Here is a 15383-nt window from a genome sequence, read left to right as displayed (position 1 = left end):
GCTAGCGTTAGCTGCGGGTTGCTGCCATTGTGGATGAGGTGACGATCACGGCTTTGGATTTCGAGCGCTGCTATCGGGCGGTGTCGACCCGGGATTCCCGATTCGACGGCCAGTTCTTCACTGCGGTGCGCACCACCGGAATCTATTGCCGCCCTTCATGTCCGGCCATCACGCCGAAGCCGACGAATGTGACGTTCCTGCCGACGGCCGCGGCCGCGCAGCAGGCCGGATACCGGGCCTGCCGCCGCTGCCTGCCCGATGCCGCACCCGGTTCGCCGCTCTGGAACACCCGCGCCGATCTGGCCGCGCGGGCGATGCGGCTGATCGGCGACGGTGTCATCGAGCGCGGCGGCGTGCCCGCACTGGCCGCCACGCTGGGCTATTCGCAGCGCCAGTTGACCAGGGTGCTCACCACCGAACTCGGAGCCGGTCCGCTGGCGCTGGCCAGGGCGCATCGCGCGCACACCGCGCGGCTGCTCATCCAGACGACGAATATGCCCATGTCCGATATCGCCTTCGCGGCCGGATTCGCCAGCATTCGCCAGTTCAACGACACCGTCCGCGAGGTGTTCGCGGTCAGCCCGACCACCATGCGCACCGAGGCGCAGCGGGTGACCCGCTCCGGAAATCACGCAGTGCCCGCCACCAACGGTTCGCTGGCGCTGCGACTACCGTTTCGGGAACCGCTGGACCGAGGCTGGCTGGAATGGTTTCTCTCCTCGCACGTGTCGCCGGGTATGGAGTTGTGGGAGGACCGCGCGTACACCCGCAGCCTGCGCACGCCACACGGGCATGCGACGACGCGGCTGAGTTTCCAGCGCGATCACGTGCGCGCCGAACTGTCCCTGCACGATATGCGCGATCTCGCACCAACCGTCGCGCGTCTGCGGCATCTGCTGGATCTGGACGCGGACCCGGTCGGCATCGATGAGGCACTCGGCGTGGTGCCGGCCGGCACCGATGTCGACCGGACACCTACGCGAGATCTGCCGGATGCCGGTGCGGCGCCGGCCGACCATCCCTTCAATGTCGGCGCGAGCAGCACACGCCGTGCCCCCGCACGACCGCCGTTCACTCCCGGTATCCGGGTGCCGGGATGCCTCGATGGCCCAGAGTTGTTGCTGCGCACCATGATCGGCCAGCAGATTTCGGTATCCGCCGCCGCGACCCATACCGCCCGGCTGGTCCAGGCACTGGGCGAACCCATCGACGGACCGGTATCGCGCCTGTTCCCCACTGCGGCCGCGATCGCCGAACGCGGGGCCGAGGTGCTGACCGGTCCGGCGCGGCGGATCCGCTCGATCCTCGGCGCCGCCTCGGCCCTGGCCTCCGGTGATCTGGTGCTGCACCAGGGCCGCACCGCCGCCGACCTGCGTCGCGAACTGCTGGCCCTGGACGGCGTCGGACCGTGGACGGCCGATTACGTGACCATGCGGCTGCTGGCGGATCCGGATGTCCTGCTCGACACCGATCTCGTGGTCCGCCAAGGCGCGACACTTCTCGGCGTCGACCTTTCCGATACCGCGCGCTGGGCGCCGTGGCGTTCGTACCTATCCATGCACCTGTGGAAGGCCGCGCTCGCCGGTCGCAAGGTCGTCCCGCCGAAGTCACCCGCGACGAAGTCTGTCGCCGCAGCGAAAGCGAAGACCGAATTGTGACAACCGATTTCGCGACCTCCGACACTCCGATCGGCCCTTTCACCGCGCTGGTCGACGCCGAGGGCGCCGTGCTGGCCTCCGGCTGGACCGCCGACGTCGAGACCCTGCGCCAGCTGATTCACCCCAGCCTGCGACCGGACCGGGTGCGCCGGCGAGACGAACTCGGCGAGGTAACCCGCGCGGTCGCCGCCTACCATCGCGGCGAACTGACCGCGATCGACGCGATCGAGGTGCGCCAGCGATCCGGCGAATTCCTCATGCACGCATGGGAAGTGCTGCGCAAGATCCCGGCGGGCGACCCGGTCACCTACACCGAATACGCCGCCATCTCCGGACGTCCCGATGCCACCCGCGCCGCCGCCAATGCCTGCGCCCGCAATGCCGCAGCGCTTTTCGTGCCATGCCACCGAGTGCTGCGCATCGGTGGCGCACTAGGCGGCTTCCGCTGGGGGCTGCCGGTCAAACGCTGGCTTTTGGACCATGAAGGCGGCAAAGCCCAGTTGACCGTCGAATAGTCACGCGCAGACCACTCAGCAGCAGCGATTCTGCGGATTGTTATCCGCATCGGCATGCCGTCGACGCCAGTACTCGCGTTCGGACGGAATCTCACATCCGGGATGGTTGCGCCGCAGATGATCCACATATCGCTGGTAGTCCTGCCCGCCGAGAACCGCGTTGAACCACGATCCGAACGCGCGAACCCTTCCGACACAGGCACTTCCGGCGGCCTGCAGACGCCGAATAACGGCCGGTCGAGGCGACCGGCCGTCATTCCGCTGCGTTGCTGCGGTCAATGTGGCGCTGATTCCGTCGCTGCGCCCTTGGCATGTGCCGCGCCCGGTGCCCGGACCTGCCCCGATTCGATCAGGGCATCCCATTCCTTCTGTACCGCCTTCTCTTCCGAGGTGGCGATGAATCCGCGCGGTGCGAAGATCTTCGACGGGTGGTCCGGCGTTTCGCTGCTCGGTCCGCCGCCGGCCCGCCAGGCGCGCAAGCAGACCACGGCGCCGACCACCGCGACGACCAGCACCAGCACCGCGAAGATGACCGAGAGGCTGCCCTGGATGAACGTGTTGCGCACGATCTTGTCCATATCGTCGGCATTCTTGGCGGGCGCCAACAACTTTCCGGCATCGCGGGCGGCACTGTAGTTACTGTGCTGCTTCCAGTAGCCCAGCTTCGGATCGGCGGAGAAGATCTTCTGCCAGGACGCGGTCATCGTCACCGTCAGATCCCAGATCAGCGGCAGCGCCGGAATCCACGCCCACTTCACCAGGCCCTTCTTGATCAGAATGGTCAGCACGACGGTGAGCGCGATCGCGGCCAGCAGCTGGTTGGAGATGCCGAACAGCGGGTAGAGCGTGTAGATGCCGCCCAGCGGATCGGTGACGCCCATCAGCAGCACCGAACCCCAGGCCGCGACCACGATGGCCGAGCACAGCCAGGCGCCGGGCCGCCACGACGGATCCTTGAACTTCTTGGCCGGACCACCGAGGTTGCCGAGCGAATCCGAGAGCATGAAGCGCGCGACGCGGGTGCCGGCGTCGATGGTGGTGAGGATGAACAGCGCCTCGAACATGATCGCGAAGTGATACCAGAACGCCTTCAGTCCCGACCCGCCCAGGAATTGGGACATGACCTGGGACATGCCGACCGCCAGCGTCGGTGCGCCGCCGGTACGCGAGATGATGCTGGTCTCGCCGACATCCTTCGCGGTCTGGGTCAACTCACCCGCGGTGATCGGATCACCGCTCAGACCAAGGGAATTGGTGTAGGCAGCGGCCTTCTCCGCGGTGCCCCCGGTGAGCCCGGCGCCCGCGTTCATGGCGAAGTACAGGTGCTGGTCGATGATGCTCGCGGTAATGATCGCCATCACCGCGACAAACGACTCCATCAGCATGCCGCCGTAGCCGATCATCCGCGCATGCGACTGCTTCTCCAGCAGTTTCGGCGTGGTGCCGGAGGAGACCAGGGAGTGGAATCCCGACAGCGCGCCACACGCGATGGTGATGAACAGGAACGGGAACAGGCTGCCCGCGAAGGACGGACCGTTGCTGTTGTTCGCGAACTGCGATACGGCGGGCGCCTTCAGCACCGGCATGGTGATCACGACGCCGAGGGCCAGCAGCCCGATGGTGCCGATCTTCATGAAGGTCGACAGGTAGTCCCGTGGTGCGAGCAGCAACCACACCGGCAGCACCGAGGCGATGAAACCGTAGATGATCAGCAGCCAGGCGATGGTGGTGCCGGACAGCGTGAACAGGTCGCGGCCCCAACCGGATTCGGAAACCCAGCGCCCGGAGATGATGACGAACAGCAGCAGCGCGAAGCCGACCACCGAAACCTCGCCGACCCGGCCCGGCCGCAAGAAGCGCAGGTACAGGCCCATGAACAGCGCGATCGGGATGGTCATGCCGATGGAGAACACACCCCAGGGGCTGCCGCCGTGCAGCGCTCCGTCCGGCCCCTTGACCGCGGCCAGCGCCTGCACGACCACGATGCCGAGCACCGCGAGCAGGATCATCATGATCACCAGCACGGCGACGATCGCGGCGACGCCGCCGATCGGGCCCAGTTCGTCGCGGGCCATCTGCCCGAGGCTGCGACCACGACGCTTGGTCGAGGCCCACAGCACGAGGTAGTCCTGCACCGCGCCCGCGAGGACAACGCCGACGATGATCCAGATGGTGCCCGGCAGATAGCCCATCTGCGCGGCCAGAACCGGGCCGACCAGCGGACCGGCGCCCGCGATGGCGGCGAAGTGGTGCCCGAAGAGCACCCGTCGGTCCATCGGCATGTAGTCCTTGCCGTTTTCCAATTCCTCGGCGGGTGTGGCCACATCGTCGCGCGGCTTGGTGATCTTGTATTCGATCAGCCTGGCGTAGAACTGATAGGCGGTCACATATGTACAGACCGCCGCGACGACGATCCAAACCGCGTTGACGTTCTCACCACGAGCGATGGCGAGGATGGCCCAGGCGATCGCGCCGACGACCGCGATGGCCCCGAAGATCGCCTTCTTCCGTGGCGTGATCGGGGACCGGTCGACCACCCCGACGGGCGGCAGATCGGGATCCGTCCGCAAATATTCGATTGTCGCCATCCGTCTACTCTCCTGTAAAACGCGCAGGATCCTGCTCAAACACGTGACAACGTATCCGATTGGTGACGACGACCGGGGTTGTTTTCCCCCGGCTTTGGACAACGTTAAGTTTTGTTCGTGTGTCGGCGGTCACCTCGGTGTTGCCGAACGTATGCTGCCATGCGATTCCGCCAAGCTCCACAACCGCCTGGAGGAGGGCCTCGTTGCGCAGGCGCACGCTGCTCGGCTCGGTGCTGGCCGCGCCGCTGCTCGCCGCCACCGGCTGTGCATCCGATGACGACGCGCTCACCTTCTTCTTTCAGGCCAGGCCGGAGGAGGCGCGGGTCCGGCTGAAGATCATCGACGAGTTCCAGAAGCTGCACCCGGACATCCGGATTCGCACCATCATGTCCGGGCCGGATCCGCTGCAGCAGATGCTGACCTACTGCGCGGGCGGTAAATGTCCCGACGTCATGATGGCGTGGGAGTTGCTTTACGCCGGACTCGCCGATCGCGGGGTGCTGCTCGACCTGCGCACGCTGCTCGATCGGGAGCCCGAATACGCTGCCGCACTGCGCGCCGACAGTTACCCGACGCTGTATGACACCTTCACCTATGCCGGTGGGCAGTATGCGCTGCCGGAACAGTGGTCCGGGGTGTTCCTCTACTACAACAGGAAGCTGTTCGCCGAGGCCGGATTGACTGCGCCGGCTCGGTGGAGCAAGGCCTGGTCCTTCGCCGAATTCCTCGATGCCGCACGGGCGCTCACCCACCGTGATCCTGCTGGCCGGACCCGGCAGTGGGGCTTCGCCGACGCATGGGTGCCGTATTTCTCAGCCGCCTGCTTCGGCATGAACAACGGGGCGCAGTGGTTCACGCCGTCGGTGGATCCGACCAGGACCAATCTCGGCGATCCAAGGTTCGCCGAGGGATTCCAGTTCTATGCCGATCTCGCGGTGCGCCATCGGGTTGCGCCGAAAGTCGCTGACCAGCAGTCGGTTTCGGCGCCGGATCTGTTCCGGCGGGGGCGGGCGGGTATGGCGATGGGCGGGCACTGGCTGTATTCCGAATTCGCCGGGCAAGATGAGTTGCCCATTGATGTCACGGTGCTGCCGGTCGGTCCGCACGGCGGTCCCGGCGCGATCACCGATGTCGGCAGCACCGGGCTGTCGATCGCCGCGGATAGTCCACGCATCGAACAGGCCTGGGAATTCGTCAAATTCGCGACCGGGCCGGTGGGGCAGGCCATTATCGCGTCCTCGGGTCTGTTCGTGCCGGTATTGAAATCCGCGATGGGCTCACCCGGATTCGCGGCCGCGCATCGCGAGATCCGCAATCTCGAGGTGTTCACCGAGGGACCGGCCAATTCGCGAGCGCTGCCGGTTACTCCGGTGTGGGGCAAGGTTTCCGCGCTGCTGGAGCGCGGCGGGAATCGGGTGCTGCGCGGGGCCGCCACCGCCGACTCGATGAGCGCCGCACTGACCGCCGACATCAATACCCTCCTGGAGACCCGATGAAAGGCCGGCTGGCGCGGCGACGCGAGCGGGCGGGTTGGGCGTTCGTGACGCCGAATATGGCCGCCGTTCTGGTGTTCTTGCTGTTTCCGCTGGCGGTTTCGCTGTATCTGAGTCTGCACTCGTGGGATCTGTTCAGCGCACCGCGGTTCGTGGGGCTGGCGAACTATCGGCGGTTGCTCGCATCGGATCCGTTGTTCCTCATCGCATTACGCAACACCGCCGTGTTCACCGTGCTGACGCTGGTACCGACAGTGGTGATCGGACTGGCGGTCGCGGCGGTGCTCGATCGTAAGTTGGCCGGTATCGGCATCTTTCGGACCATCGCGTTCCTGCCACTGGTCGCTTCGACCGTCGCCATGGCGGTGGTGTGGCGCTTCATCTTCACCACCGATGACGGACTGCTCAACATCATGCTCGGCTGGGTCGGCATCGATGCGGTGCCGTGGCTGACCGATCCGGATTGGGCGCTGGTCGCACTGAGCATCGTGACCGTGTGGAAGAGCGTCCCTTTCGCGACCGTCATCCTGCTGGCCGCGATGCAGGGGGTGCCCGAGACGCTGTACGAGGCGGCGCGCATCGATGGGGCGGGGGCGCTGCGGCGGTTCTGGTCGGTCACGCTGCCGTTGATTCGCGGGCCGCTGTCGTTCGTCTTCGTCATCACCATCATCAACTCGGTGCAGGCCTTCGACCAGGCCTATGCGCTGACCGGCGGCAATGGTGGGCCGGAGACCGGTACCTATTTGCTCGGAATCATGTTGTTCCAGAACGCCTTCGGGTTCTACGAGGTCGGCTATGCGGCGGCGCTGGCCTGGGTGATCTTCGCGATTCTGCTGGTGCTGACGCTGTTGCAGTTGCGGTTCGCGCGGCGGGCGGAGGTGGAGTTGTGAATGCGTATGAGGTGGTGCGGCGGTCGCTTCCGGTGCTGCGGCGAACCGCGCTCGTTGGTGCCGTTGTCGGTGGTCGGGTCGAGCGGGCGATTGTGCGCCGGACAGTGCGCGGTGTCCTGATCTACGTGGCGCTCATCGGCGTCGCCTGGTGCGCGCTGGTGCCGATCCTGTGGGCGTTGGCGGGGTCGCTGAAGCGCGAGGGGGAGATCACCGAGCCGACACTCGTTCCGGCGCGACCGCAGTGGTCGAACTACGGAAAGGTCTTCGAACTGCTGCCGCTGGGACGGATGCTTGCCAATACCGCGTTCTACGCACTGTGCGTCACGGCGGGGCAGGTGTTCTTCTGCGCACTGGCGGGATATGCATTCGCGCGCTTGCGATTCCGCGGGCGCGACGTACTGTTCCTCGCCTACCTCGGCACGCTGATGGTGCCGCTGACCGTCACCGTGATCCCGCAATTCCTGCTCATGCGTGCCTTCGGCTGGGTGGACACACCATGGGCGATGATCGTCCCCGGCCTGTTCGGCAGCGCGTTCGGCACCTACCTGATGCGCCAGTTCTTCCGGACACTGCCCGCCGAGCTGGAGGAGGCGGCGATCGTCGACGGGTGCACCACCTGGCAGGTGTTCTGGCGAGTGCTGTTACCGCACACCCGTCCTGCGCTCATGGTGCTGGGTGTGCTCACCTGGACCACCGTCTGGAACGACTTCCTCTGGCCGCTGATCATGATCCAGCGCAACGACATCGCCACCGCCACATTGGGTTTGGTTCGGCTACAGGGTCAGTACCACACGCAATGGCCCATCCTGATGGCGGCCGCGGTGGTCATTGTGCTGCCGTTGGTGGTGGTCTATGCGATCGCTCAGCGCGCTTTTATTCGCGGCATCGCGGTATCGGGCTTGGGCGGTCGCTGATCGGTGTCCAGCACGATGCGCGGGTGGGCTGCCCGCGCACCGGCTGCTCTCCCGGATTATTCGCCCCAGTATGTGCCGAAGCTCCAGAGGTTGCCCTCGGGGTCGCGGACGGTGAAGCCGCGCGAACCGTAGTCCTCGTCGCGCAGGCCGCGCACCACCTCCGCGCCCGCGGCGACGGCGCGCTCGTGCAGGGCGTCGGGGTCCTCGCAGACGAGGTAGATCGAGTCGGTGCCCGGACCCCGCTCGCAGAACGGGTTATCGCCCTTGCCGATCGAGCTGAACATGATTCCGCCGCCCAGCGGCCAGCGCAGCTGACCGTGCTCGATGAACGACGGGTCGCCCTCCCTGGCGTAGAGCGCGCTCTCTTCGAAGCCGAATGCGCTGGTCAGGAAGGCAACCGCCGCACGGGCGTCGGTGAAGTTGAGGCATGGCCAGACGGCGGTGCGGGTCGCGGTGGCCTGTGGTGAATTCGTTGGTGTCGTCATGGACCCAGCCTCACTCGCCGGACCCCTCCGGGTCTTGGACGGATGGAATCTCCTCCGCCAGCCATACCGTTGGACTGCAACCGGCCAGTTCCGCGAAGTCGCGGTTGAGGTGGGCCTGGTCGTAATACCCGCAGGTCGCGGCCACCTGAGCGATTGTCACGTAGGGCGGCGTGTGCCCGATCATCCGCCTGGCGCGCTCGAATCGGGCGATCCGGGCGGCGAGCTTCGGGCTGAGACCGAACTCCGCGCCGAAGCGCCGGGCCAGATGTTGGCGGCTCCAGCCGATATCCTCGGCGAGCGCGCCGATCTGCGCCGCACCGTCGGTTTCGACCAAAGTCCGCCAGGCCCAAGTCAATTCGGGCGTCACCAAGCGGTCGTGGCAGGCCAGTGCGGTGAGTATCCGGTCGCAGGCGGCGAAGCGATCGCGCCAGGTGGTCAGCTCCTGCAATTGCTCCCACAGCTGACGCCCGACCGGCCCCGTCACCTCGGCGCACTCCACCGAGGTGTTCCAGAGCGCACTCGCGGGCATCCCGAACAGGGCCCGGCTGCCGAGCGGTGTCAGCTCTATGCCGATGCCCTCCTGATACCCGTTGTGCGAAATGACCGCCGAACTGGCCTGCAAACCGCTCAACACACACCGGTAATCCTCCGGCGACTGCCGCGAATCGGTCTGTGCGACAACGTCGATGCTCGGCCCGATGGACACGATGAACGTCATATGCCGCGACGGCAGCCCCCGATGCAGTCCGGGCGCGAACCCGCACAGTCGATACCCGACGTACCCATCGATGAACGCCGCGAGCGCCGGTGCCGGACGTGCCGTCACCACTTCGGTGGTCGGCTCCATCTGTGGAACGCTACGCCGCCCGCCCGCTGTCGCAAGGCGAGTCAGCCGGCGACGTTGATATGCCGCTGGATCGACCCCGGGTCGGCCGCCAGATCGAGCAGGCAGCTGGCCAGGTCATCGCGGCTGATCCGGATGCCGAATGTCACGTTGCGCTCGACCGCGGTTCGGTAGGACCCCTTCGCCGGACGGTCGGTGAGTTGCGGTGCTCGGACGATGGTCCAATTCAGTGCGGTGTCCCGCGTGGCCTGCTCGGCCCCGGCCATATCGTCGAGGCTGTGCCGCAACAGCGGACGCAGAATGAGCGGCTTCACCACGAAGCGGGTGAACCAATCATCGCCCGGCCCAGCGATTCTCGCGCTATTGCTGATCAGAATCAGCCGCCGAACGCCGACCGATGCCATGGCCTTGGTGATGGCGAGTGCGGCGTCGGTTGCGACCGATGTCGGGCCCTTGTCCCGCGATCCGATGGTGTCGAGCACCGTGTCGGCGCCGCGGATGGCCGTCGCGATGTCGTTGGGATTCATGACGTCGGCCGTGACCACCCGCAGTCGGGAATGTTCCGTGAGTGCGTGCTGCCCGCGAACAACCGCGGTCACCTCGTGTCCCGCGGCGAGTGCCTGGCGCACGACGAGTCCACCGGTACGGCCGGTCGCTCCGAAGATCGTGAGTCGCATATCGAGTCCTTCTGGTTGGTGAGTATTTACTAACCTAGGATGGGTGAGTACTTACTAACCTGTCAACCGGGAGGCTGCGTGGGCACGCGCGACCAGATCCTCGACGCCGCCGCGGAGATCATGCGCAAACGGGGCGTCGTCGAGGCGACGACCAAGGAGATCGCCAAGGCTGCGGGCTACTCCGAAGCCGCGCTCTACAAGCACTTCAGCGATAAAGAGGACCTCATCCTCAATGTCCTTCAACACCGCATGCCCGGCCCCGCCGCCACCCGTCCCGAGCCGGGGTCCGCCACGGTCGAAGCCAACCTCACCGCCTTCGCGCGCGCCGCGCTGACCTTCTATCAGCAGTCACTGCCGCTCCTCGGCGGATTGCTGGCGCAGCCCAAACGTATGGCGGCACATCGTGATTCGATGCGACGGCACGGCGGGGGCCCAGGCCACGCCATCGCCGGAATCGCCGGTTATCTGCGCGCTGAACAGCAACTCGGACGCATCGACCTCGAAGCCGACGTCGACACCGCAGCCGCCCTCCTCGACGGCACCTGCTTCCATCAGGCCTTTCTGCGGTTCTATGAGGCAGGTCCCGACGCGACGGCCGCCCCGGACGAACTCGCGCGCAGCCTGGCGCGAACGCTCTTTCGCGGGCTCGGATCGTCGAGGGTTGCTGGTGGTCGGCCAGAGCAGTAGTCACCAAGCGGGGACGCATCACCAGGCGGCGAAGAATCTGCTTTTGGTGCGCGGAGTCGGTGGATCACAGGGGAGTGCGATATGCCAGGCCAGATAGGTGGGGTCGGTTGACTTGCCTTCGTGACGACCGCTTCCTCGGGACGGTGAGATATCGCACTCGAGTCGCGGACGCGCTGTGAGACGGCGTCGGATCCGGTTACCGTTACCGCTTCTAACGTTCTTGGAGGTGTTATGCGGCGGGTGCAATACCAGCGCAGCGGTGGTCCGGAGGTACTCGAGCTCGTGTCGGCCGAGGTGCCGACGCCCGGCCCGGGTGAACTGCTGGTCCGGGTCGAGGCGGTTGGTGTGACCCTGCCGGTGGTCCGCAAGGTGCGCGAGCAGCGCGAGCCGATCGCGCTGGGCGGTGAGATCGCGGGCGAGGTGATCGCGGTCGGTGAGGGCGTCACCAGCTGTATGCCCGGCTACCGCGTGACCGGTCTGGTCTTCGGCCACGGATATGCCGATTACGCACTGCTGTCCGCGGCGATGGCCTCGCCGATTCCGGACGGCGCCTCGGCCGTCGACGCCGTCACGCTGGTCCGCAGCGGCTTGGTCGCGCTGGGCGCGCTCGACGCCGCGAACCCGAAGCCGGGCGAATCGGCCCTGATCACCGCCGCCGCCAGCGGTGTCGGCCACCTCGCCCTGCAGTTGGCGCGCGTACGCGGCGCGGCGCGTGTGGTCGCCGCGGTCTCGGACCTCGCCAAGGCCGACTTCCTGCGCGAGCGCGGTGCCGACGAAGTGGTTGCCTATAGCGACGAATCCTGGGGCGATCCAGTCGATTACGGCCTCGACGCGGTTGGCGGCGATCTGCTCACCCCGGCCATCGCGGCCCTGGCCCCCGGCGGCCGACTCGTCGCCTACAGCTCCGGCGGCGGCGCCATCCAGGCCTACGACCTGCTCGTCGGCGCCAAATCGGTCATCGGCTTCCAAATGGCCCGCATCGCCCGCAACTCCCCGGACCTGTACGAACACTGGCGTCAGGAACTCTGGCAATACTTCGCCTCCGGCCAACTGCGCCCCGCCGTCCACGCGGAGTTCCCGCTGGAAGACGCCGCCGAGGCGCACGCCGTCATCGAGGACCGCTCGAACCTCGGCAAAGTAGTCCTGATCCCCTGAGGCCGGCACGGCCGATGCACTCGGACCTCAGCAACGCCTGACGCCCAGCGACCGCGCACACATTTTGTGTGACGACCCGCCGGTGTGCAGGTCACACCAAGCCACGCACATCTTGTGAACGCACGCGGCCAGCGGGTTCGGTGCCGACCCGGCAGTTGGGAGGCGACGGCCTGCGGGAGGCCGACCGGGTGCGCCGCGTAGACTCTGTTCCTCGTGAGTCTCACCCTCGGAATCGTCGGCCTGCCCAACGTCGGAAAGTCGACGCTGTTCAATGCGCTGACCAAGAACGACGTGCTGGCGGCGAACTACCCGTTCGCGACCATCGAGCCGAACGTCGGGGTGGTTCCGCTGCCCGACCCACGCCTGGACAAGCTGGCCGAGATCTTCGGCTCCCAGCGCATCCTGCCCGCGGTGGTGTCGTTCGTCGACATCGCGGGCATCGTCAAGGGCGCCTCCGAGGGCGCCGGGCTCGGCAACAAATTCCTCGCCAATATCCGCGAAGCCGACGCCATCTGTCAGGTGGTGCGGGTCTTCGCCGACGATGACGTGGTGCACGTCGACGGTCGGGTCGACCCGCTCGCCGATATCGAGGTGATCGAGACCGAGCTGATCATCGCCGATATGCAGACCCTGGAGAAGGCGATCCCGCGCCTGGAAAAGGAAGCCAAGGTCAAGAAGGACCGCAAGCCGCTGCTCGACGCGGCCAAGGCCGCTCAGGAAGTCCTCGACAGCGGCAAGACCCTCTTCTCCGCCCGTGCCCAGCTGGACGGCGATCTGCTGAAAGAACTTTCGCTGCTCACCACCAAGCCCTTCCTATACGTCTTCAACGCCGACGAGTCGGTGCTCACCGATGAAGCGAAGGTCGCCGAACTGAAAGCCGCTGTCGCACCGGCGGATTCGGTCTTCCTCGACGCCAAGGTCGAGGCCGAACTGCTCGAACTCGACGACGAATCCGCCCTCGAACTCCTGGAATCCATCGGCCAATCCGAGCCCGGCCTACACGCCTTGGCCCGCACCGGCTTCCACACCCTGGGCCTGCAGACCTACCTCACCGCCGGTCCAAAAGAAGCCCGCGCCTGGACGATCCACCAGGGCGACACCGCTCCCAAGGCCGCCGGTGTAATCCACACCGACTTCGAACGCGGCTTCATCAAGGCCGAAGTAGTCGCCTACAACGACCTCGTCGCCGCAGGCTCCATGGCCGCCGCCAAAGCCGCCGGCAAGGTACGCATGGAAGGCAAGGACTACGTCATGAGCGACGGCGACGTAGTCGAATTCCGCTTCAACGTGTAGCGCTGCGAAGAAGTAAGGCAGCGCATGTATCGCTGCTGGTAGAGACTCTGCTGAGTCCCCGTCCGGTATCCGGGCGGGGGCTCAGTCGCTCCGTCAGCACCGTCCGCTGGCCGGTTCGGTCCGCGCGGTATGCGGCATGTCAGGACGTTCGATCCTGGTCGAACCACTGGCTGTGAACAGGTATGAGGATCCGTCCCCCTGCGGCAGTCCTCAATTGTGACTATTCGAGCATTTACTAGAACAGTATTGACTAGCGAAGTTTGATCCCGCGATGCTCGACTCATGCGAACGACCGATACCGACCTCACCGTCGAGCAGGTCGCCGCGCGGGCCGGAGTGCCGACCAGCACCGTGCGCATGTATCAGTCGAAGGGGTTGCTGCATGCACCACGCCGAGTCGGCCGCACCGCGCGCTACGACAGCTCACACCTGCAACGTCTCGAATTAGTGCAGCGCCTGCAGGACCGCGGCTTCTCACTCACCTCGATCGCCGAACTGTTGACCGCACGCGAGCAGGGGGCGACAGTCGCCGATCTGCTCGCGTTGCCTGGCGGGCCCGAAGATTGGGTACCGCTCGGCTTGGGCGATATCCGACTGATGATCAAGCCCAAAGGTCTGCGACCCAGCTTGCTGCGCAAGGCAACTCAGCTCGGATTGATCCGGTGGAGGCGGGGCCGGCCGCAGACGCGACGCTGGGCGCTCACCAGCGGCCTGCGGGCCGCCGAACTCGATTTACCGCCGAGTGAGGTGCTCGACCAGATCGTCCAGTTACGTGCACACACCGACCAGATCGCAGCCGACTTCGGCGACATCTTCGAGCGCACGCTGTGGCCTCGCATCCAGGCCGCCAGCTCCGAGACCGACCAACTCGACCGGATCCGGGCACTCCTGCAGGAATTGACCGGCCTGGCCGAAGGAGTAGTCGTCAGCGCCTTGCGAGAATCGGTCCGTCACCTAGCCGAACAATTCGTCAAACGACACGAACTGCTGCCCGCGAACGGCGAACGCCCTGCCTGGCTGGACGGCTCGATACCGATCCTCAACGAGCGCCTGCTCGAAACCGGCGACGACGACATCGAAGCGGTAGACCGGTTCCTGGCTGCCGATCGCACCCAGGAGTAGTGATGAACGCACACTTCGACTCCCCTGTCACGAACACTGACCTAGATTGGGGCAAACGAGCACCACGGAATCAGGCGGGTGCGCGAGGAACCGTCTTGACCTGGATCGGGTACTGCTGGGGCGTGATCCTCGGTGTCGTGTCGGGTTTCGCATTGGTTTTCTTCTTCACCCTGGCGTTGGTCGGCGTCCTGTACTTCTGGGCCCTACCGGTGGGATCGATTCTCGCGCTTGCCATCTGGGCAGTGACCGCGATCGTCAGCACCGTACGCATGCACTTTCGAGGCTGGAACTGCGCCACGATGCGATTCCTGGCCGGGTTCGGGATCATTCCCTGCTCCATCGGCGCAGCGGTGATCATCGCCGCATTCGGCGACGGCTGGGGTAATCCCTTCATCGGCTGATTCCGCTTGTCACAGCAGATCAACAACGACCGCAAAGACAAGCAGGGATCCCGAAACAGTCACAATCGGGCCGGTACCGTCGAGCCGAGAGGGCGTAGCGGCCAGTGCACGGCATTCGGCATAGAAAGACGTTCTGCGTGTCGGTGCGTGGCATGGGAACGCCCTCCTGATGCGCTTGTCGGGCTTGGTGTCCCATCGCAGGAAGGAGGACGTTCGTGGGTAACGGTAGTGGCTTGTCGCGGGGTGATCGCAACCGAAACGCCCGCCTGGCGCGGTTGCGTGCCTTGGTTCCGGCCGACAACGCCATAGTCGGGATCGATCTGGCCGACCGGAAGCAGATGGTCGTGGTGACCGATCACGACTCGAAAGTGTTGGCCCGCAAGATATTCCGATGCCGCGCCGGGGATCTGGGAACAGCGTTGGACTGGGCAGTCGCTGCGGGGTTCGTCGGGGTGACGGTGGCGTGTGAGCCGACTGGGCATCGGTGGCGGGTGTTGGGACAGTTGGTCGCTGACCGCGGTATGGCGTTCGTGTGTGTCCAACCGTCGATGACCTCGTGGTCGCGCCGCGCCGAGGATCAGTGCGGTGGACCGGGCGTTCATGACGAATTCGCCGTCGGAGAGCCAGGCGGGGATCTTGTCGCCGATCGATGATCAGGGTC

General features: G+C 66.0%; 16 protein-coding genes. 11 read left to right on the top strand and 5 right to left on the bottom strand.

Going from position 1 to position 15383, the window contains the following annotated elements; all coding sequences use genetic code 11:
* Positions 1-29: 29 nt before the first annotated feature.
* Positions 30-1658: a DNA-3-methyladenine glycosylase 2 family protein gene (locus tag ACHQ4I_RS14805; RefSeq protein ID WP_420772275.1), complete on the top strand. Its 1629-nt coding sequence runs from the start codon at positions 30-32 to the stop codon at positions 1656-1658.
* Positions 1655-2173: a methylated-DNA--[protein]-cysteine S-methyltransferase gene (locus ACHQ4I_RS14800; protein WP_420772274.1), complete on the top strand. Its 519-nt coding sequence runs from the start codon at positions 1655-1657 to the stop codon at positions 2171-2173. The genes ACHQ4I_RS14805 and ACHQ4I_RS14800 overlap by 4 nt, the downstream gene beginning before the upstream one ends.
* A 15-nt stretch (positions 2174-2188) precedes the next feature.
* Here the strand turns inward: ACHQ4I_RS14800 and ACHQ4I_RS14795 are convergent, their stop codons facing one another.
* Both ACHQ4I_RS14795 and ACHQ4I_RS14790 read right to left on the bottom strand, forming a co-directional pair.
* Positions 2189-2392 carry a YbdD/YjiX family protein gene (locus tag ACHQ4I_RS14795; RefSeq protein WP_420772704.1) on the bottom strand — a complete coding sequence of 68 codons (204 nt, stop codon included), beginning with the start codon at positions 2390-2392 and terminating at the stop codon, positions 2189-2191.
* 56 nt (positions 2393-2448) lie between these two features.
* A complete protein-coding gene (locus tag ACHQ4I_RS14790; RefSeq protein WP_420772273.1) occupies positions 2449-4761 on the bottom strand; it encodes a carbon starvation CstA family protein in 2313 nt (770 codons plus the stop codon).
* A gap of 203 nt (positions 4762-4964) precedes the next feature.
* Here ACHQ4I_RS14790 and ACHQ4I_RS14785 point away from each other — a divergent pair, with 203 nt between their 5' ends.
* From ACHQ4I_RS14785 to ACHQ4I_RS14775, 3 genes are all read left to right on the top strand, one after another.
* Positions 4965-6257, top strand: a complete 1293-nt coding sequence (locus ACHQ4I_RS14785) for an ABC transporter substrate-binding protein (RefSeq protein WP_420772272.1) — start codon at positions 4965-4967, stop codon at positions 6255-6257.
* 8 nt (positions 6258-6265) lie between these two features.
* Entirely contained in the window at positions 6266-7144 is an 879-nt protein-coding gene (locus ACHQ4I_RS14780) for a carbohydrate ABC transporter permease (RefSeq protein WP_420772703.1), read from the top strand.
* A gap of 89 nt (positions 7145-7233) precedes the next feature.
* Positions 7234-8058 (top strand): carbohydrate ABC transporter permease, encoded by an 825-nt coding sequence (locus tag ACHQ4I_RS14775; RefSeq protein ID WP_420772702.1) that lies wholly within the window; start codon positions 7234-7236, stop codon positions 8056-8058.
* Between the two features lie 56 nt (positions 8059-8114).
* Here ACHQ4I_RS14775 and ACHQ4I_RS14770 read toward each other — a convergent pair whose 3' ends face one another.
* The 3 genes from ACHQ4I_RS14770 to ACHQ4I_RS14760 are packed head-to-tail and all read right to left on the bottom strand — an operon-like array spanning position 8115 to position 10064.
* A complete protein-coding gene (locus ACHQ4I_RS14770) occupies positions 8115-8543 on the bottom strand; it encodes a VOC family protein (RefSeq protein WP_420772271.1) in 429 nt (142 codons plus the stop codon).
* A 10-nt stretch (positions 8544-8553) separates the two neighbouring features.
* Complete coding sequence (locus tag ACHQ4I_RS14765) at positions 8554-9390, bottom strand: AraC family transcriptional regulator (RefSeq protein ID WP_420772270.1); 837 nt, start codon at positions 9388-9390, stop codon at positions 8554-8556.
* 41 nt (positions 9391-9431) lie between these two features.
* The gene (locus ACHQ4I_RS14760) at positions 9432-10064 is read right to left on the bottom strand and encodes an NAD(P)-dependent oxidoreductase (RefSeq protein ID WP_420772269.1); all 633 of its coding nucleotides are present in this window, start codon (positions 10062-10064) and stop codon (positions 9432-9434) included.
* Positions 10065-10142: 78 nt separating this feature from the next.
* Between ACHQ4I_RS14760 and ACHQ4I_RS14755 the strand changes: the two genes are divergently transcribed.
* The 6 genes from ACHQ4I_RS14755 (at position 10143) to ACHQ4I_RS14730 (ending at position 15375) form a co-directional block, all read left to right on the top strand.
* Positions 10143-10751, top strand: coding sequence for a TetR/AcrR family transcriptional regulator (locus tag ACHQ4I_RS14755; protein WP_420772268.1), 609 nt, complete (start codon positions 10143-10145; stop codon positions 10749-10751).
* A 231-nt stretch (positions 10752-10982) separates the two neighbouring features.
* Entirely contained in the window at positions 10983-11906 is a 924-nt protein-coding gene (locus tag ACHQ4I_RS14750) for a quinone oxidoreductase family protein (RefSeq protein ID WP_420772267.1), read from the top strand.
* A 213-nt stretch (positions 11907-12119) separates the two neighbouring features.
* Positions 12120-13199, top strand: coding sequence for a redox-regulated ATPase YchF (ychF, locus tag ACHQ4I_RS14745; RefSeq protein ID WP_420772266.1), 1080 nt, complete (start codon positions 12120-12122; stop codon positions 13197-13199).
* A 282-nt stretch (positions 13200-13481) separates the two neighbouring features.
* On the top strand, positions 13482-14321 hold the full coding sequence (locus tag ACHQ4I_RS14740) for a MerR family transcriptional regulator (protein ID WP_420772265.1): 840 nt from the start codon (positions 13482-13484) through the stop codon (positions 14319-14321).
* A 95-nt stretch (positions 14322-14416) separates the two neighbouring features.
* The gene (locus ACHQ4I_RS14735; RefSeq protein WP_420772264.1) at positions 14417-14722 is read left to right on the top strand and encodes a hypothetical protein; all 306 of its coding nucleotides are present in this window, start codon (positions 14417-14419) and stop codon (positions 14720-14722) included.
* A 215-nt stretch (positions 14723-14937) separates the two neighbouring features.
* On the top strand, positions 14938-15375 hold the full coding sequence (locus ACHQ4I_RS14730; protein WP_420772263.1) for an IS110 family transposase: 438 nt from the start codon (positions 14938-14940) through the stop codon (positions 15373-15375).
* Positions 15376-15383 lie beyond the last annotated feature (8 nt).

It is taken from the genome of Nocardia nepalensis (assembly GCF_048910785.1).
Lineage (GTDB): Bacteria > Actinomycetota > Actinomycetes > Mycobacteriales > Mycobacteriaceae > Nocardia > Nocardia nepalensis.
This window is presented reverse-complemented; position numbering and strand designations above follow the sequence as displayed.

Coding starts and splice junctions, on each gene's coding strand:
- ACHQ4I_RS14760 (WP_420772269.1), bottom strand. CDS start 10,064: ATGCGACTCACGATCTTCGGAGCGACCGGCCGTACCGGTGGACTCGTC.
- ACHQ4I_RS14750 (WP_420772267.1), top strand. CDS start 10,983: ATGCGGCGGGTGCAATACCAGCGCAGCGGTGGTCCGGAGGTACTCGAG.
- ACHQ4I_RS14770 (WP_420772271.1), bottom strand. CDS start 8,543: ATGACGACACCAACGAATTCACCACAGGCCACCGCGACCCGCACCGCC.
- ACHQ4I_RS14765 (WP_420772270.1), bottom strand. CDS start 9,390: ATGGAGCCGACCACCGAAGTGGTGACGGCACGTCCGGCACCGGCGCTC.
- ACHQ4I_RS14790 (WP_420772273.1), bottom strand. CDS start 4,761: ATGGCGACAATCGAATATTTGCGGACGGATCCCGATCTGCCGCCCGTC.
- ACHQ4I_RS14740 (WP_420772265.1), top strand. CDS start 13,482: ATGCGAACGACCGATACCGACCTCACCGTCGAGCAGGTCGCCGCGCGG.